Here is a 17647-nt window from a genome sequence, read left to right as displayed (position 1 = left end):
GGGCCTTCGAATACTAGGTTAAGCGTATGGCAAATTTAAAAGAAATTCGCGCCAAAGTAGCTAGTATCAAAAGCACGCAGAAAATTACTCGCGCGATGCAGATGGTAGCAGCTTCTAAGATGCGTCGTGCGCAAGAGCGCATGGCTCAAGGCCGTCCGTATGCCGAAAATATGCACCGTGTAATTGCTCACTTGGTTCAAGCGAATCCTGAATACAAACACCGTTATATGGTTGAACGTCCTGTAAAGCGCGTTGGCTATATCATCGTGTCATCAGATCGCGGCCTTGCTGGTGGTTTGAACATTAACCTGTTCAAGAAAGTGGTAAAACACGTTCAACAGCAACAAGAGCAGTCAATTGAAGTTCAATTTGCTTTGATTGGTCAAAAAGCGGTTTCGTTTTTTAAAAACTACGGCGGTAAAGTACTTGGTGCAACCACTCAAGTGGGCGACACTCCAAGTCTTGAACAGTTATCTGGTTCTGTACAGGTGATGTTAGACGCTTACGATAAAGGCGAGTTAGATCGTATTTATCTAGTATCTAACGGCTTTGTCAACGCCATGACTCAAAACCAAAAGATCGAACAGCTTGTTCCTTTAGCAGCTGCTGAAGAAGACAAGACGCTTAACCGTCAATACGGTTGGGACTATATCTACGAGCCTGAAGCTGAAGAGCTTTTAAATGGCTTGTTGGTTCGTTACATCGAGTCTGTGGTGTATCAAGGTGTGATCGAAAACATCGCGTGTGAGCAGTCTGCTCGTATGGTTGCAATGAAAGCTGCAACAGATAACGCGGGTGATTTGATCAAGAACCTGCAACTTATTTATAACAAGCTGCGTCAAGCCGCGATTACTCAGGAAATTTCTGAGATCGTTGGTGGTGCCGCTGCCGTTTAACATATATTAGTTTGAATTGAGGAGACAGCAATGAGTAGCGGTCGTATCATTCAGATCATCGGCGCGGTTATCGACGTCGAGTTTGAACGCAACAGCGTTCCTAAGATCTATGACGCTCTCCAAGTTGACGGTACTGAAACTACATTAGAAGTTCAGCAACAACTTGGTGATGGCGTAGTTCGTACTATTGCAATGGGTTCTACTGAAGGCCTTAAGCGTGGTTTGAACGTAACTAACACTAACGCTCCGATTTCTGTACCAGTAGGTACAGCGACTCTAGGTCGTATCATGGACGTTCTTGGTCGCCCGATCGATGAAGCTGGTCCAGTTGCAACTGAAGAGCGTTTACCAATTCACCGTCAAGCGCCTTCTTATGCAGAACAAGCGGCTTCTACTGACCTTCTAGAAACTGGTATTAAAGTCATTGACTTACTATGCCCGTTCGCGAAAGGTGGTAAAGTTGGTCTGTTCGGTGGTGCCGGTGTTGGTAAAACTGTAAACATGATGGAGTTGATCAACAACATCGCGAAAGCGCACTCAGGTTTATCTGTGTTCGCTGGTGTTGGTGAGCGTACTCGTGAAGGTAACGACTTCTATCACGAGATGAAAGACTCTAACGTTCTAGACAAAGTAGCAATGGTCTACGGTCAGATGAACGAGCCACCAGGTAACCGTCTACGTGTAGCGTTGACTGGTCTGACTATGGCTGAGTACTTCCGTGATCAAAAAGACGAAAACGGTAAAGGCCGTGACGTACTATTGTTCGTTGACAACATCTATCGTTATACACTAGCAGGTACTGAAGTATCAGCACTTCTAGGCCGTATGCCATCTGCAGTAGGTTATCAGCCTACACTTGCAGAAGAGATGGGTGTTCTTCAAGAACGTATTACTTCAACTAAGTCGGGTTCGATTACATCTATTCAAGCTGTATACGTACCTGCCGATGACTTAACAGATCCATCGCCTGCAACTACGTTTGCTCACTTGGACGCAACTGTTGTATTGAGCCGTGACATCGCTTCTCAAGGTATTTACCCTGCGATCGATCCACTTGACTCTACTTCACGTCAGCTAGATCCACTTGTAGTAGGTACTGAGCATTACGAAATCGCTCGTTCAGTTCAAAACGTTCTTCAACGTTATAAAGAATTGAAAGACATTATCGCAATTCTTGGTATGGACGAATTGTCAGAAGAAGACAAACTTACTGTATACCGTGCACGTAAGATCCAACGTTTCTTCTCTCAACCGTTCCACGTAGCTGAAGTGTTTACTGGTGCTCCTGGTAAACTTGTACCGCTTAAAGAAACGATTCGTGGCTTTAAAGGTCTTCTAGCTGGTGAATACGATCACATCCCAGAACAAGCGTTCTATATGGTTGGTGGTATTGACGAAGTGATTGCTAAAGCTGAGAAACTTTAATTAGTTCCCTAATTTAGGAGATTCTCATGGCGACTATGCAATGTGACGTTGTAAGTGTTCAAGAGTCTTTGTACTCAGGCACTGTAACTATGCTAATTGCTAAAGGTGCTGGCGGCGAGTTAGGTATTATGCCTGGTCACGCTCCGCTGGTAACTTTGCTCCAACCTGGCGCGATCCGCGTTATTTTGGAAAACGGTACAGAAGAATTAATCTATGTATCTGGTGGTGTTCTAGAAGTTCAACCGCATGTTGTTACGGTTCTTGCTGATACAGCAGTCCGTGCAGAAAACTTGGATGAAGCGGCAATTATTGAAGCGCGTAAACACGCTGAACAATTGCTAGCAAATCAAAAGGGCGATTTGGACGCTGCTGCTGCTTTGGCTGCTCTTGCAGAAACTGCTGCTCAGCTGGAAACGATCCGCAAAATCAAAAACCGCGCAATGTAACTGCCGGTTTAAGATTGAAGAAACCACCCGAAAGGGTGGTTTTTTTATGCCCAATTTTTTTGGAAATTTGCACCTTCAGAGTTTGGCTTTATCGTTGGTTTCTTAATATTAATTGTTAGGGGAATAGGGAAGTCATTCCCAATAATGACAGCTTCACCAGGTTGTAAGCTTGGAAGGAAGTCAGAAGCTGCTTTATCAATTTCACCACATGCTCTTTCTACAATCTCACGATCTCGATCGTTTGTGAGACGATGAACAATTAAAGTTCCAAGTTGGCTAAGAACACCTTCCGTAATATCTCTAGGTCTTTGAGTTGCTAAGCAGATATTTAAACCAAATTTTCGACCTTCTTTTGCAATAAGCTCAAAAGCATCAAGTTTTGCTAAGGTATCTTCATTACCAATTGTTTTTCCTATGAAGTTATGTGCTTCATCTAGGAAAATAACTAGTGGTTTCTCTATAAAAGATAATTCTCGTGCTTTATTTAATAGTAATCGACCAATGACATTAGAAATAACTTCTCGAGCCTTAAATTCGAAACCAATTGCACTCATATCTATTCGTAAAAGTTTTTTACTAGAGTCGCTATAGAAAATATTCAATTCATCTAAAAGAGATGAATTTTGGTTTTGTTCGAAAACAAATCTAAAAGTATGTGAATTAATTAAACCGTTAATTCGAGTTAGTAATGATAAGCAGTGATTAAAATTGAAATCGTCTGCTATATAATTTGCACCTCTTAAGGTTACATACTCTTCTTTGATTTGTGCACATAATTTTGTGGGGTCAAAAGGGGTATGGGGTATTTCTAACAAGTACCGATCGCGAATTGATCTTATGGCAATCTTATAATTTTCTTCAGGTTGTCCAATTTTTATGAAAACTCCATTTTGAATCATTTCAGAATGCAGAGAATTCTGTTCAAGAAGCTTAACGAGCCTTAGACTTCTAATAGCTTCTCTAAACTTTGGACCTTGGGATTTTCCTGCTGGTTCGAACAAAGCTATAAAATCACTTTCTTCAAAGCAATCAGGTGGTATTTTTATGGCAGTAGAGCTTTCGGCAGGATTAGTTGGACTACCTAAGTGAACATTAGTTACTGAATTATCGTCAAATTTACTATATTCACCAGTTGGGTCTAATAAGATGATTTTGGAGTTAAATCTTAAACATTCTTCTAAGATTCGAGCTGTCGTATAGCTTTTTCCTCCGCCCGTTGCACCTAAAATACCTAAATGACGTCCAAATAGTTTTTCCGGTGTTATAGAAATTCCACAACTGTCATTTAAAATTGATCCAATATGTAAATTTATATTTGGATCTCCTTTTTGCATTTTCTGAGGAATTTTTGCAATAAATTCATGCGGTGCTGAATAAATTAAATCATTTATACTTGGATAGTAATCCACACCTGCTGATACTCTTAGATCATCCATTTGGATTGTTCCAAGAAGTTGTACACGGCCTACGATATCCAAATTTGACTTCGCTAAATCATCTTTCTTTATTTCTATGATACGTCCTAAAACTAAGTTGACTTGGCTTTCAATAATAACAAATTCACCAACTTCACCTTTGCCATAACGATTTCCACCAAAATATGTAGGTTCATGATTGTCATTGATGTATTTGAATTGAATACTACTAGCATTAATTGAATTTACTTTTCCAAACATCAGTTCAGGTTGTAAAATCCCATTAAACATGATGACCTCCAAATGCTTTTTGGAGATTCTCGTAAAGATTTTCAGCAGGTGATAATGCTGTTAAATCAGGAATAATTTCTGATAGTTTTCCAAAATCACTATTTATAAAGATTATTTCATCATTTTTTCGAGTGTCTGCAACATGTTTTAATCTCTCCCAATACGGTGAAGTGGAGTTGGCATCTTTTAGAAAGTCATTTTTTAGAGTTGGTGTGCAAATAATAACTTTAAGATGTGGATTTGAATAAATGGCAGAAAGGATAGGTTCAGATAGATGATCGTCGTTAAAGCCAAATCCAACAATAATTAAACACGTATTAGGCTCTAGTAGCGCATGGTTAAATCTAGAGATTAGTTCTAGGTGTGGCTGTATATATGATTGCTGGTATTTACCTTTAGCTGGAAAAATCATACAACTTTGTTCAGCTTCTACCTTATCGACCTGTTGGACTGGGTAGCCATTTTCTCTTTTCCAATTAACAGATCCATGCAACTTGTATAGCTGAAACACGCCTTCAAGATACTGAGGATTGTTTAAGTTTATTGTCGGACTTCTTTTGATGATATCTAGATCAAAGAACTTCGGATCATATATACGAGGAAATGAAAAAGAAAAACCATCTATAACAGTAATCCCTAATTTATTAGCAGCTGTTTCAAAACATGTATCGTAGTTTGTTGTAAATAACTTAATACGAGGGTCTTTTGATTTTCTTCGGGACAATTTCCTAATAAATTCACGATGTTTAGTCAATTGTTCTTGTTCATTCGTAATAAATTGGCAGGCTTCTAAAATCTTTCTTTTACAACTTAGGACAAATTCTCTTGTTGATATGCAGTCGTCTTCTTTTGTGATTTGAATAAAAGATTCGCAATGTGAAAGACATTCTTCAATATTTTTATATTTTTCTTCAACTACATAAGTATCATACTTACTTTCGTTAAAAGCTCTATTACTTAGTTCATGCATGTCATTTTTGGTGCATCGCTCCCATAAATTCCACATCGATGGACCATTTATAGGTGAACCTAAAGAAGTACCACTACCTGCAAGTATCATAATATTGGGCATTTGAATTGCTGTTTTTAATTTTTGAGAAAGCAGTTCTTTAGTATTTCTTTGACTTTCTAATCGAGTTTTCTCATCTGCAATTTCTTTTTCTGTGGTTGGTGGTGGGGGTAGAGGTGGTGCAGATTCTCCTTCTTCAAGAATAAATTTATCATTATCAAATCTATTCCATAGCCCTGTCTGAAAGTCATAAAGCTCAAAAGTACTTATTTTCATAATTGTAGATAGTTGAAATTTATATTATTTGAATAATATTTAATCTTTTATGTTATTTCAAAGGAATATTACTTCTTTCGATGTATTAAGCAAAAATTATAAATTAATACTAAGTAAAATCTAATTTTGTACCACTCGATATAACTTTTACCCTTTCTCAGTAATGTTTTGAACCAATCTGTAAACATTCCCTGATCATAAAAAAATCAATGCTAAGTTAAGTGATTACCCCAGATACAAGCTTGTTTAAGTTGAATTGACGAGGTCAAAAACAAGCGAAACTTATAATTTAAAGAAAAGGGAAAGTCATGGCATATCAATCTATTAACCCATTTACCAATCAAAAATTGAAAGACTATCCGCCACATACAGATGAGCATATACAAAATGCGCTGGATCAGGCAGAACAGATTCTCAAGTCAGACTGGCCACAACAGATTGATCAACGTATTGAAGTACTAAGGAATATCGCGCAAAAATTACGTGAACAAAAAACCGAACTGGCGAAGCTCATGACGCTGGATATGGGTAAACTGATTAAACAGAGTGAAGGTGAAATTGAATCTTGCGCCAAAATTGCCGAATACTTCGCTGATCACGCCAAAGAGTTTCTAGCTCCGGTGTCTTATGAAACGGAACTCGGCGAAGCATGGGTAGAGCATCATCCTCTGGGTATTGTGATGGCCGTTGAACCATGGAACTTCCCATTCTATCAATTGATGCGTGTCTTTGCCCCAAACTGCGCAATTGGCAATCCGGTCCTGGCCAAACATGCGGGTATTGTGCCGCAATGTGCCGAAGCCTTTGAAAAGCTGGTGCTGGAAGCAGGTGCACCAAGAGGTGTCTGGATTAACCTGTTTATCAGTTCTGATCAGGTTCAAGAGATTATTGCTGATCCGCGTGTACAGGGTGTAGCCTTGACGGGTTCAGAAGGTGCCGGAAGTGCCGTAGCAGAACAGGCCGGTAAATACATTAAAAAATCTACCTTGGAACTTGGTGGTAATGATGTTTTTATTGTACTGGATGATGCTGATCTGGAAAAAGCCATTAAAATTGGCTGTCAGGCCCGGGTAAATAACTCAGGCCAAGTCTGTACTGCGGCCAAACGCTTTATTTTGCATGAAAAAATCGCTGATGAATTTAAAGCAGGTATGCTGAAAGCTTTTCAGGAACTGAAAATTGGTGACCCACTCGACCCTGAAACAACACTGGCACCTTTATCATCAGCGGACGCTCTGGAAAAACTGACCAAACAGGTCGATAAGGCGGTAGCGCATGGTGCTACTGTGCTGACAGGTGGCAAGCCTATCGAGCATGCAGGTAACTTTTATGAGCCGACAATTCTAGAAAATATCAGCCGTGATAATCCGGCCTGGTATGAAGAATTCTTTGGTCCAGTTGCCCAGATTTATGTCGCGAAGGATGAAGATGAAATCGTTTCGATTACCAACGATTCGCATTATGGTTTGGGCGGTGTGATTCATTCTCAAGATATCGAGCGTGCCAAAAAACTGGCTTCACGAGTTGAAACCGGCATGATCTGGATTAACTGGTTTACCGATACCGCACCAGAGCTGCCATTTGGTGGTATCAAAAACTCTGGTTATGGGCATGAATTATCGATTGACGGTTTCAGAGAATTCACCCAAAAACGTTTAGTCGTCGTGAAAAGTCCTAAAGAATAATGACTTTTCTGCCTTATCCTTCCAGTAAAGAAGCGGCTTACTAAACCGCTTCTTCTATTAATCTATATTTAATAGTAATAAACCAGTCTGGTGACTGGTTTATCAGGGAGCCTAGGTCATCTATAAAACTGAGATCAACTTTCCTGTTCTGCTGCCTGGGATTGTTTCTCAGGAATCATCATTGCGGCCAGCTTGATCATTTCAGACTGGATATTTCCCATCTGTTTTTCCAGCTTCTGGAAATCCACCTGACTGAAATCCATCTGGCCATTCAGGAAAGGAGATGCCAATGCTTGCTGGTTGGCATTCATCAGGTTGCTACGTACCTGATCAACTTCCTGACTTTTCAAGTTTAAGCCACTTAAAGTCTGATTAAAGCCTTTTAATTGCTGTTGCAATTGCATTGCGGCGCTTTGCAATTGAGAAGTATCTTTTTCACTGACCGCAGTTTCCAGTTCAGTCTGGGTTTGCTTCAGCTGGGTCACGTAATCACCAGCCTTTAACTGCAAATCGGCCACATCACGTACGATGTAGAACATATTGCCACTTTTAAGGTCTGCAGAAGATTGCTGTACTTCAGTATTTTCTGATACTGCTGTCTGTTCTTCTGCTACATCCTGTTGCTCCGGTTTTTCAGTATATGAAGCAGGGGCAGAAACCTGATCACATCCCAGCAAACTCAATGCACCTGCAAAAAGGGCAAAAGGTAGTACGCTATTTTGGAGAATTTGCTTAAATTTCATTGGGGTGCTCATCATTTACTGCTTACAGACATTAATATAGGGATGAAATTTGTAGAAAATGCGGAGAGTTGCAAATGAATAACAAAAAAGGCCTCACTATAGCTATTCAAGCATAAAAAAAGAGCGCCAAAGCGCTCTTTTTTCACCGAGGAGAGCAGGGTTTAAGCTGCGATAATTTTAATGACCTTATCGTTAACGACATTCATCAGAATATAGTCGCCATTCACTTTAATCCATTGTTGATTTCTACCTGGCTTGTTGAGTCGTTTATATTTGCTGTGATCCACTTTATAGATTTTACTTTGGTATTGGTTTGGGACTTTTTGACCTACTCGCCAATCACGTGATGGATCAACTTTTTTATAACCCTGTTTATGCTGTTGAGCTGGGTGTTTGTTTAGCTGATGGTGCTGAGGAGCATGATGCTGTTGTTGAGCATGCGACTTGCTATATTGATGATGATCCTGAGGCGCAGCCATGGCTGGAATAGCAACCAGTGCAGTTGAGATCGATAAAACAATTGCTTTCACCAGCGTTTTCATACTTCACCTTTCATTATGGCGGTTTGTTTGTGTATGAGCTCATCATAGGCTGGCAGAGGTGTTTGAAATTGAAGAGAGTGTAGTGTAAATATTAAAATCTGGAAGGAAAATAGAAGAAGTAAATTGAATGATTTTATTAATATACATATCTTTTTTTAATTAAAAAATATAAGCATCTCTAACCATGAGAGATGCTTATATTACTATTGCAAATTATTTAGCCAATTCGGCATTAATTGCATCGATGATACGTGGATCATCTGCAGTAATATCCGGTGCAAAGCGAGCCACTACTTCACCATTTTTATTGACCAGGAATTTTTCAAAATTCCATAGCACTTCAGGTGGCTGGTTTGGAGTCAGGCCGTAATCAACCAGATCTTTCCACCATGGGCCTTCACCGGTACGTTCAGGAATCGCTTGGGTTAAAGCAGCATATAAAGGATGTTTTGCTTCTCCAACGACCGGGATCTTGGCAAATAGCGGGAAATCGACCTGATAGTTTACTGAACAGAATTCCTGGATTTCCTTCTCGCTGCCTGGCTCCTGTGCCAGGAAATCATTTGATGGGAAACCTAGAATCTCCAGACCTTCGGCTTTTTTCTCGTTATACAGCTTTTGCAAGCCTTCATATTGTGGAGTCAGGCCACATTTAGATGCCACATTGACGATGAGCAAAACTTTGCCCTGATACTGATTGAGAGTGAATTCTGCACCCTGAATGCTTAATACTGGAATGTCGTAGACTGAAGTGCTCATATGAAGTCCTGTTTTTGATGTGTTTATCCTGTCGAATGTTGTAACGGGTATTCCGGCTGAGTACAAGTAAAAACATGTAGGGCAGTCGGGTAAATTTAAATCCATGCATTAATTTTATGTGAAAAATCAATTATGCTTGTGCTACACAATAACGGCGTTGAATTGAAAGCTGCTGGCTTGGACTTGCAGACAATGCTGAACCCTACACTTTATGGATGAGTATATGACACAGCAACACAAGGTAGTGTGGTGGGCATTTTTACTGCCATTGACTGCGGTACTGATCTGGTCACTGAATATTGTCGTGACCCGCTATGTGACCGACTTTATCTCGCCGGTGAGCATCAGTTTTTATCGCTGGTTTTTTGCCTTTCTGATTCTAACCCCGTTTATTTTGCCGCGGGTGATTCGTGAGCGTGCCCTGATTGTACCGCATCTGAAACAGCTGGCAGTGCTGAGTGCCTTTGGTCTGGTGCTGTATCAGGGACTGGCTTATACCGCTGCACATTACACCACCGCCACCAATATGGGCATTATTAATGCCTTTATTCCGATTTTTACCATTTTTGTGTCGATGCTGATTCTGCGCGATATTCCGAATCGCTACGCCATTATTGGCAGTCTGTTGTCCTTTGCCGGGCTGATCTATGTGATGGGGCAGGACAATCCTTGGGGCCTGCTGCATGCCGGCGGCCAATGGGGCGATCTGCTGATGATTATCGCCGTGTTTTTCTATGCCTTTTATGGGGTTTTTCTGAAAAAATGGCAGCTGCAGATTCCGTTAATGCTGAGCCTGTATGTGCAGATTCTGTTTGCGCTGCTGTATCACCTGCCGTTTGTGACTTGGTTGGGTCTTGATGCCATCAATATGACCAATGCCGGCAGCGTTATCTACGCCAGTATTTTCCCTTCATTAATTGCCCCTTTGGTGTGGATGATGGCGATTCAGCGTCTGGGACCGACCCGCACCAGTATCTTTATGAACCTGATGCCGGTGTTTACCGCTTTAATTGCCTTTGTCTGGTTAAAAGAGGCCTGGACCATTTATCACAGTATTGGTGGGGCGATTATTCTGTTCGGAATTGTGCTGGCCCAGAAAAAACTGTGGCGCCAGTGCTCCTGAAAGCCAAATAGTTGCCCAAAAAACGAACAAACAAACTTAATTTTTTGCTTGAATGATCTCGTGAATAAAGGCAAATAGACTTTAGTCGAGAAGAGTAGCTTTTAGCTTCTTTAAAAAGCACTTTAAAAAGAGCAAGATAATTTGAATTTTTTTCAAATAATGATTGATTAATCATAGGTTTAAGCTGTTTTTTAAGAGCTAAAATATATTTGTTTTTTTTAAACTGTTCGCCCATAATACGCTCCATCGCAGATTAGCGACTGTTGCTGAAATGCCCAGAGATTTCGATACCCTCTGGATGTGATAATACACATCCTTTTTTATGCTCAACCATCCCTATATGGTTGAGCTTTTTTTTGTCTTAAAACTTTAGTCGGCTTGAAAAGAAAAATGACTGAGCAAAGGCTCAGTCACGAATAATTTCACCTGTTACAGCATCAATAATCCGGCTTGGTTTCTGGCTCAGTCCCAGATCACCATTCAGATAATTCAGGTCCTGACCAAAATAACGCATGGCATCTTGCAGGGAACGTGCAGGTTCTAAGCCGGCAGGATTGGCACTGGTTGAAACAATAAAACCGCCAAAAGCCTGACACAAGGCTACACAAAGAGGATGAGTGGTCACGCGCACTGCCACTTTAGGGTGTTTGCCTTTAATCCAGCCTGGAATATCGTCATTGGCAGGGAGTAACCAGGTGGTTGCCCGGTCTGTAGGTCGATCATTACTCCAAGACTCAATTACTTTTTCACGCATTTCTTCACTTAGATCCTGAAGTAAATGTTCCACTTGTGAAATATGAGCTGCGAGTAAAATCACGCCTTTTTCAATCGGGCGCTGTTTTAAGGTTAAAATCTGGTGAAATGCCTGTTCATTGTGAGGGTCACAGCCCAAACCCCAGACAGCCTCTGTAGGGTATGCCAAGACTTGTCCTTGTTTCAGGAATGTCGCTGCTTCGGCAACAGAGGTGGTGATCATGTATATACCTTTTAAAAACAACAAAGGGCTATTGTGAACCTTATTTGCCTGTACGACAACGTAGAAACATACCGGATTGCTGTGTACTGAAACCGAGTAATTCCAGTTCCATCAACTGTGCTGTGATTGTGGAAACATCCTGGCTGAGTTGAATGCTGATCTGATCTAGGCCTTGTCCGATCCAGTCGAGCTGGTTGTAGAGCGGAATCAGGTGTGCTGGAATCTCGATCAATTCGGGTTCACTATTTTCTGCTTTAGAAAATTGTTCAGCTGCCTGCCATTGGGTGGCTAATGCCAGATCTTCAACCACCTGGTGTGGATGATCAATCAGAATTGCACCTTCGCGGATGAGCTGGTGACAGCCTTTGTGGTTTTCACTGTAGATATGTCCAGGAATCGCAAACACGGTTTTTCCTTGTTCGGCAGCCAGTTTGGCGGTGATGAGTGAGCCACTTTTCAGTGCAGCTTCAGCCACAATAACACCCAGACTCAGTCCACTTACAATACGGTTACGCCGTGGAAAATGATATTGCAGAGGCGGAGTACCGGGCAAAAATTCTGTAATCACCGTGCCGCCTTGGGCAATGATCTGTTCTTTTAATGGCTGATTTGTCGCCGGATAGGTTTGATCCAGACCCGTGCCCATCACTGCAATCGTACGATGCTGCTGTAGCGCTGCCCGATGTGCCGCTTCATCAATGCCTTGCGCCAGTCCACTATTGATATAAAAACCTTGTTCACTTAAGTAATACGCAAAATCATAAGCCATCTGACGACCGTGATTGCTCGGTTTGCGGCTGCCCACAATTGCCACCTGTGGCTGTAATAAACTGTCGGCTTTACCCTGACCAAATACAATCGGCGGTTTATCGGCGTAATGACTCAGTTGCTGAGGATAGTCCGCTTCATTATGTAATAAAATAAAGTCGCAAGTTTTCTGGATCTGCTCCAGACAAAACTGAAACTCGCGCTGGGAATCTTTGCAATTGAAATCCTGAAGCCGCTGGATATGATTTTTATGAACGCCTAGTTTTAGCCAGGTCTCGACTTGATCCGGCTGAACAGCATCAGCAAGATTTTCATAATATTCAGATAAGCGATAGAAACTGGTGAGGGAGTGCTGGACTACATACCATAAGCGAATGTTGTCCAGTTGAGTCGTAGATAACAAATTCAACATATTGAGACCTATCTTGCGTCTTCTTATTCTTATAATGAGTAATGAGGTTAAGATGATGCTGAATCACAGCATCATCTTAAAGTTCTTGTAAATTATTCGTCCAGCAGCGGTGGCTGAATGGTAGCGCCCACTTTGATTGGCAATTCACTGTCTAGAACATAGGCATAGCTGAACTGATCAAACGTTTTGAAGACCATGACATTACCAATACGTTCGCCCGGGAGCTGTACACGTTCTTTGGTTTTTGGATCAGTCACGACTTCACCTTGCTGATTCACACTAAACACATGACCAGACTGAACGCCATGTGCTATGCCACGGTCAATGGTGACAACACTATGACGTGCAGCTGTACCAATTGAACCCAATACACGAATGATCTGACCACCTGAAATGTTGTTTTCCGCATTTACTGGATAGAACAGGGTAGGCAGCATTGGATCATATTCTGGTAGTACCCGGTTACCACGACGGACTTCAGCATTATAGCTGTCGGTCAGTTCCAGTGTGGTGATATCACCTTCACCACGGATTGCAATACCAGAAGCGACCTGCTGTAGTTCTATAGCAGCAGTGTATTTTTTACCATTGGCATCAGTCAGTATATAAGGTTCAGCTTCGCGGTATACTGCATAGCGTTGACCCACTTCCAGGCCATTGCCACGTGCATAAACTTTCTGGCCTTTACCAGCCAGTACACGTTGATCAGCTGTACCCAGAATATAAGGAGTGCCTTCAATAGAGTCTGCTGCCATAATTGTATAGCGCTCTAGCCATTGCTGGATATGGGCTAAAGGAATAACAGGAATAGTATTGTTGAGCGATTCGATACGCACCTGAGGCTGTAACTTATTCGTGCCAAGGTAGCGGTTGATAATACCGGCACAGCCATCACCTTCATCTTTACCAATGATTGGGCGGCCCTGGTAATCGCACATCAGCAGACGGTCACCTGGAAAAATCCAGTGTGGATTCTTCACATGCTTATTACCTGCCCAGATTTCTGGCCAGCGTACCGGATTTTTAAGAAAACGCTTGGAAATATCCCATAATGTGTCACCTTTTTTTACCACATAGACATTCGGTGCTGATGCTTTCAGGCTTGGTGGATTGACATTACGAGCTGGTGCTGCATGTGTAGTTGAAATTGTCCCCATACCAACACTCACACAAACTGCAAGTGCGAGCATTTGATTTTTAATCCCCAAGGCACTAAAAGATGGCATGCCCTTCAAAACCTTTTTCATTATCATAATTCCTAAAATTATGTATGTAAGTTGCGTTATAATAACGATCTTACACACAATTTTTTAATGAAGCATTCCTTCATTTGGTTTTTTGATCAATGGCATAATTGAGGACGCAGTATGGCCTTATTACCTATTTTAAGTTTCCCGGATCCCCGTCTTCGTACCATTGCACAACCAGTCGAAGAGGTTACTGATGAAATTCGTCAGCTCGCTGCAGATATGTTTGAAACCATGTATGAAGCGCCCGGCATCGGTTTAGCCGCGACACAAGTCGATCGTCATATTCAGCTGATTGTGATGGATCTGTCTGAAGATAAAGATCAACCCATGGTGTTCATTAACCCCAAAATTACACCATTGACTGAAGAAACACAGCCATACGAAGAGGGCTGTCTATCAGTACCTCAAATATACGATAAAGTTGAGCGTCCGTCACGTGTAAAAATTCAAGCAATTAATCTTGAAGGTCAAGCATTTGAGGTTGAGGCGGATGGCCTGTTGGCTGTGTGTATCCAGCATGAAATGGACCACTTAAATGGTAAACTTTTTGTGGATTATTTATCACCTTTGAAGCGCCAGCGTGCCCGTGAAAAAATTGAAAAAGTAGCACGTCAGCGTGATAAAGCCAAAGTTGCAGTGAAACGCTAAGTATTTTGTCGTATTGATGCATTGATTATTGCCCAGTTTTTACTGGGCTTTGTTATAATTAACGGTGACAAATTTTTATTTGCCCTTCTCCTATGGTGACACGTGGCGGATTGCTACTTTCTCTGGCAGCCGTATTTTTACAGATCGCTGTATTCTTGCAGCCTTTGCTGCCGAAGCAATATCAGGTTGCTCCGGTCTGTGAAACCATCACGCGTGCACTTTTGGTGCCTTTATCACATGAGCATCATGCTGCTCATTCTCATCATGGTGACTACAGTATTGAGACAGCGTCTGTAGACGCTGGTCATGACCATCATGATGCCAATCATCAATGTCAATACTGTACTGTCTACGGCAATCTGGTTCTGCCACCTGAACTGGATCTAAAAGAAGTACTGGATCGAATCCAGGTTCGACTGATTGCATTTAAACAAGCATTCAGTCATGTCTGGTTTGTTCTGCAACAACTCTTTCTGCTACCCCAGGGCAGGGCACCACCACTGTTTGCATAAATCCACGTTGTTTTTGTCTGGGTCTTAATTGACTTAGGCCGTGTTCAATTTATGTATTCAGTGAGATAGAAATGGCTCAGCCTAAATTTTCTTTACAGCCTCTTGCGGCTGCGATTTGTGTTGCTTGTTACTCTTCGACGGTACTGGCAAATGAAACCATGCCAGTACAGACCATGGCTCCAATTGTGGTGACTTCAACTGCCGGTAATGATGCCAATGGTCTGATTGTTCGTGCTGATCCAAAACAGCCGATTCAGCCAGTGCCAGCAACTGATGGCGCAGATTATCTGCAAAGTATTGTAGGCTTTAGCTCGGTTAATAGTGGGGCTGGTACCAATGGTGATGTCACTTTCCGCGGTATGTTCGGTTCACGCATTAAAATCCTGACTGATGGCACTGAAAACCTCGGTGCCTGCCCAAGCCGGATGGATTCGCCCACTTCATATATTTCTCCAGAAAGTTATGATCGTATTTCAGTGATTAAAGGCCCGCAAACGGTTCAATATGCCAATACCGGTTCGGCAGCAACCGTCATTTTTGAACGTACACCTGAACAGTTTGGGGAAGATCAACATTATCGCGGTCAGGCCAGTGTTTTGATGGGTTCCTTCGGGCGTTTCGATCATAATGTCGAAGTTGCAGCAGGTGATGAACAGAAATATATTCGCCTCAATACCAACCGCTCGGTAGCCAACAGCTATCAGGATGGTAATGGCAATACTGTGCCATCAGACTGGGAACGCTGGAATGCTGATCTGGCTTTAGGCTGGACACCTGATGAAAACACCTGGGTAGAACTGACCGGTGGTAAGGCTGATGGTGAAGCAGTGTATGCTGGCCGTATGATGGATGGTTCCAAGTTTGCCCGTGAAAGTTTAGGTTTGCGTGTTGAAAAGAAAAATGTGACAGATGTAATCAAAAAAATTGAAGCACAGGTCAACTACAATTTTAATGACCACGTGATGGATAATTTTAGTTTACGTGATGTTGCTGAACCCGATAAAGCAATGACGGTTACACGCCGTACTTTAAATGGGCGCTTAGCGGTAACAAATGAATGGGAAAACATCCAGCTTATAACAGGGGTGGATTCACAACTTAATAAACATGCCGGGGGGATGTATCATTCGACTATGCCAATGATGAACTCACCTGTTACGACAGATATGGAGTTTCAGTCGATTGGTGGTTTTGGTGAGTTGAGCTATGACTTGGGTGGAGATAATAAGTTAGTTAGTGGTCTGCGTATCGATCAGGTTAGCATTGATGCTGTTAAACGTAGCCTTGAGCGTACAGAAACCTTACCGAGTGCTTTTATTCGTTTTGAAAATACCCATCCTGACCATGATGACGGCAAAACGTATATAGGATTAGGTTATGTAGAACGTGTACCTGATTATTGGGAATTATTCAAAACAGACCTCAACGGGCAAGCACCATCGACCTTTAAGGACTTAAAAAATGAAAAAACTTTACAGCTTGATCTCGGTTATCAACATCATCATGGTGCATTGAACTCTTGGGTGTCTGCATATACAGGTCTAATTCAGGATTATATTTTAATTAATTATGATGCTGACAAAAAAACAGGACATGGGATCAATGCAGCTGATTCTAAAAATGTTGATGCTGTCATTGCCGGTGCAGAAGCAGGTATTGGTTATCAATTTACTGACGCCATTCAAGCCGATGTGAGCGCAATGTATGCTTGGGGTGAAAACACGACCAATAATACGCCGTTGCCACAAATTGCACCTTTAGAGGGGCGCGTTAATCTTCGTTATATCCAAGATCGTTATACCTTGGGTGCTTACTGGCGCATTGTTGATGGTCAAAGTCGTATTAGCGAACGTGAGGGTAATATTGTTGGCTACGACAACAAGAAGAGTGCAGGTTTCGGTACATTGTCTTTAAACGGTACTTATAATTTATCCGAGGGTGTTGATCTATCAGTTGGCATCGATAATGTATTGGATCGTACATATACCGAACACTTAAATAAAATGGGTGCATCTGGTACAGGCTTACCAACTGATGAACAATTTAATAATATTGGACGTAATTACTGGGCACGAATCAGTATGAAGTTCTAATTTGATTAGATTAAGTACAAAAAGCAGGGCAGAAGTCCTGCTTTTTGCTTTTGTAATTTAATAAAACTTATAAAAATTATGTATTTAAGCATTTTAACCATTTCCAAATAAAATAATGAATATTTTTATTAAAATAAATTTTATATATAAAACAGTTATTTATAAATATTGTGGTTTATAAAATAAACACACGTTTCAAATGTTTTAAAAAAGGTGTTGCAAGCCCCCTGAAATACTGTAGAATGCACATCCATCGGCGGTGATGAAGATTAAAACTTCTGATAAAACAGTAACTTAGTTAAGATTGGTTGAGTTGGGTTTTATTTAGTAAGTTTAAAAATAATCTGATTTACTGGTTGACTTTCTAGAGATAGAGAG

The 17647-nt window shown here is 41.4% G+C and carries 17 protein-coding genes; 8 read left to right on the top strand and 9 right to left on the bottom strand.

Features of this window, described 5'->3' with window-relative positions:
• Positions 1–26 precede the first annotated feature (26 nt).
• The 3 genes from atpG to C8322_RS11940 are packed head-to-tail and all read left to right on the top strand — an operon-like array spanning position 27 to position 2767.
• Positions 27–896: a F0F1 ATP synthase subunit gamma gene (atpG, locus tag C8322_RS11950; RefSeq protein ID WP_004814251.1), complete on the top strand. Its 870-nt coding sequence runs from the start codon at positions 27–29 to the stop codon at positions 894–896.
• Between the two features lie 30 nt (positions 897–926).
• Entirely contained in the window at positions 927–2321 is a 1395-nt protein-coding gene (atpD, locus tag C8322_RS11945) for a F0F1 ATP synthase subunit beta (protein WP_004780710.1), read from the top strand.
• A gap of 26 nt (positions 2322–2347) precedes the next feature.
• Positions 2348–2767 carry a F0F1 ATP synthase subunit epsilon gene (locus tag C8322_RS11940; RefSeq protein WP_004814254.1) on the top strand — a complete coding sequence of 140 codons (420 nt, stop codon included), beginning with the start codon at positions 2348–2350 and terminating at the stop codon, positions 2765–2767.
• 44 nt (positions 2768–2811) lie between these two features.
• Here C8322_RS11940 and C8322_RS11935 read toward each other — a convergent pair whose 3' ends face one another.
• A complete protein-coding gene (locus C8322_RS11935; RefSeq protein ID WP_004814256.1) occupies positions 2812–4473 on the bottom strand; it encodes an ATP-binding protein in 1662 nt (553 codons plus the stop codon).
• Positions 4466–5758 carry an SIR2 family protein gene (locus C8322_RS11930; RefSeq protein WP_111810658.1) on the bottom strand — a complete coding sequence of 431 codons (1293 nt, stop codon included), beginning with the start codon at positions 5756–5758 and terminating at the stop codon, positions 4466–4468. The genes C8322_RS11935 and C8322_RS11930 overlap by 8 nt, the downstream gene beginning before the upstream one ends.
• A gap of 308 nt (positions 5759–6066) precedes the next feature.
• Between C8322_RS11930 and C8322_RS11925 the strand changes: the two genes are divergently transcribed.
• Positions 6067–7443, top strand: coding sequence for an NAD-dependent succinate-semialdehyde dehydrogenase (locus tag C8322_RS11925; protein ID WP_004814260.1), 1377 nt, complete (start codon positions 6067–6069; stop codon positions 7441–7443).
• Positions 7444–7577: 134 nt separating this feature from the next.
• On the opposite strand, the gene C8322_RS11920 is transcribed toward C8322_RS11925, so the two are convergent.
• From C8322_RS11920 to C8322_RS11910, 3 genes are all read right to left on the bottom strand, one after another.
• Positions 7578–8186: a hypothetical protein gene (locus C8322_RS11920; protein ID WP_004814261.1), complete on the bottom strand. Its 609-nt coding sequence runs from the start codon at positions 8184–8186 to the stop codon at positions 7578–7580.
• Between the two features lie 161 nt (positions 8187–8347).
• A complete protein-coding gene (locus C8322_RS11915) occupies positions 8348–8728 on the bottom strand; it encodes an RcnB family protein (RefSeq protein WP_004814264.1) in 381 nt (126 codons plus the stop codon).
• Between the two features lie 213 nt (positions 8729–8941).
• Positions 8942–9487, bottom strand: a complete 546-nt coding sequence (locus C8322_RS11910) for a glutathione peroxidase (protein WP_004814265.1) — start codon at positions 9485–9487, stop codon at positions 8942–8944.
• A gap of 223 nt (positions 9488–9710) precedes the next feature.
• On the opposite strand from C8322_RS11910, the gene C8322_RS11905 reads away from it, so the two are divergent.
• Positions 9711–10610, top strand: coding sequence for a DMT family transporter (locus C8322_RS11905; protein ID WP_004814267.1), 900 nt, complete (start codon positions 9711–9713; stop codon positions 10608–10610).
• Here the strand turns inward: C8322_RS11905 and C8322_RS14340 are convergent.
• The 4 genes from C8322_RS14340 to C8322_RS11890 all read right to left on the bottom strand — a co-directional run bounded on the left by C8322_RS14340 (position 10555) and on the right by C8322_RS11890 (position 14013).
• A complete protein-coding gene (locus C8322_RS14340; RefSeq protein ID WP_004814269.1) occupies positions 10555–10845 on the bottom strand; it encodes a hypothetical protein in 291 nt (96 codons plus the stop codon). The genes C8322_RS11905 and C8322_RS14340 overlap by 56 nt on opposite strands.
• Positions 10846–11016: 171 nt before the next feature.
• On the bottom strand, positions 11017–11586 hold the full coding sequence (locus C8322_RS11900; protein WP_004814272.1) for a Sua5/YciO/YrdC/YwlC family protein: 570 nt from the start codon (positions 11584–11586) through the stop codon (positions 11017–11019).
• Between the two features lie 40 nt (positions 11587–11626).
• Positions 11627–12766, bottom strand: a complete 1140-nt coding sequence (dprA, locus tag C8322_RS11895) for a DNA-processing protein DprA (protein ID WP_004814274.1) — start codon at positions 12764–12766, stop codon at positions 11627–11629.
• Between the two features lie 92 nt (positions 12767–12858).
• Positions 12859–14013 (bottom strand): LysM peptidoglycan-binding domain-containing protein, encoded by a 1155-nt coding sequence (locus tag C8322_RS11890; RefSeq protein ID WP_004814276.1) that lies wholly within the window; start codon positions 14011–14013, stop codon positions 12859–12861.
• Positions 14014–14133: 120 nt separating this feature from the next.
• On the opposite strand from C8322_RS11890, the gene def reads away from it, so the two are divergent.
• From def to C8322_RS11875, 3 genes are all read left to right on the top strand, one after another.
• Entirely contained in the window at positions 14134–14664 is a 531-nt protein-coding gene (def, locus tag C8322_RS11885; RefSeq protein WP_004814278.1) for a peptide deformylase, read from the top strand.
• Positions 14665–14756: 92 nt separating this feature from the next.
• Complete coding sequence (locus tag C8322_RS11880; RefSeq protein WP_004814280.1) at positions 14757–15176, top strand: DUF2946 family protein; 420 nt, start codon at positions 14757–14759, stop codon at positions 15174–15176.
• A 71-nt stretch (positions 15177–15247) separates the two neighbouring features.
• Positions 15248–17269, top strand: coding sequence for a TonB-dependent copper receptor (locus C8322_RS11875; RefSeq protein ID WP_004814281.1), 2022 nt, complete (start codon positions 15248–15250; stop codon positions 17267–17269).
• Positions 17270–17647 lie beyond the last annotated feature (378 nt).

This window comes from Acinetobacter sp. SM1B, from assembly GCF_003289665.1.
Lineage (GTDB): Bacteria > Pseudomonadota > Gammaproteobacteria > Pseudomonadales > Moraxellaceae > Acinetobacter > Acinetobacter schindleri.
This window is presented reverse-complemented; position numbering and strand designations above follow the sequence as displayed.

Bases quoted from the DNA above. Each gene is read 5' to 3' on its own strand.
- atpG (WP_004814251.1), top strand. From the start codon at position 27: ATGGCAAATTTAAAAGAAATTCGCGCCAAAGTAGCTAGTATCAAAAGC.
- atpD (WP_004780710.1), top strand. From the start codon at position 927: ATGAGTAGCGGTCGTATCATTCAGATCATCGGCGCGGTTATCGACGTC.
- C8322_RS11940 (WP_004814254.1), top strand. From the start codon at position 2,348: ATGGCGACTATGCAATGTGACGTTGTAAGTGTTCAAGAGTCTTTGTAC.
- C8322_RS11935 (WP_004814256.1), bottom strand. From the start codon at position 4,473: ATGTTTAATGGGATTTTACAACCTGAACTGATGTTTGGAAAAGTAAAT.
- C8322_RS11930 (WP_111810658.1), bottom strand. From the start codon at position 5,758: ATGAAAATAAGTACTTTTGAGCTTTATGACTTTCAGACAGGGCTATGG.
- C8322_RS11925 (WP_004814260.1), top strand. From the start codon at position 6,067: ATGGCATATCAATCTATTAACCCATTTACCAATCAAAAATTGAAAGAC.
- C8322_RS11920 (WP_004814261.1), bottom strand. From the start codon at position 8,186: ATGAAATTTAAGCAAATTCTCCAAAATAGCGTACTACCTTTTGCCCTT.
- C8322_RS11915 (WP_004814264.1), bottom strand. From the start codon at position 8,728: ATGAAAACGCTGGTGAAAGCAATTGTTTTATCGATCTCAACTGCACTG.
- C8322_RS11910 (WP_004814265.1), bottom strand. From the start codon at position 9,487: ATGAGCACTTCAGTCTACGACATTCCAGTATTAAGCATTCAGGGTGCA.
- C8322_RS11905 (WP_004814267.1), top strand. From the start codon at position 9,711: ATGACACAGCAACACAAGGTAGTGTGGTGGGCATTTTTACTGCCATTG.
- C8322_RS14340 (WP_004814269.1), bottom strand. From the start codon at position 10,845: ATGGGCGAACAGTTTAAAAAAAACAAATATATTTTAGCTCTTAAAAAA.
- C8322_RS11900 (WP_004814272.1), bottom strand. From the start codon at position 11,586: ATGATCACCACCTCTGTTGCCGAAGCAGCGACATTCCTGAAACAAGGA.
- dprA (WP_004814274.1), bottom strand. From the start codon at position 12,766: ATGTTGAATTTGTTATCTACGACTCAACTGGACAACATTCGCTTATGG.
- C8322_RS11890 (WP_004814276.1), bottom strand. From the start codon at position 14,013: ATGAAAAAGGTTTTGAAGGGCATGCCATCTTTTAGTGCCTTGGGGATT.
- def (WP_004814278.1), top strand. From the start codon at position 14,134: ATGGCCTTATTACCTATTTTAAGTTTCCCGGATCCCCGTCTTCGTACC.
- C8322_RS11880 (WP_004814280.1), top strand. From the start codon at position 14,757: ATGGTGACACGTGGCGGATTGCTACTTTCTCTGGCAGCCGTATTTTTA.
- C8322_RS11875 (WP_004814281.1), top strand. From the start codon at position 15,248: ATGGCTCAGCCTAAATTTTCTTTACAGCCTCTTGCGGCTGCGATTTGT.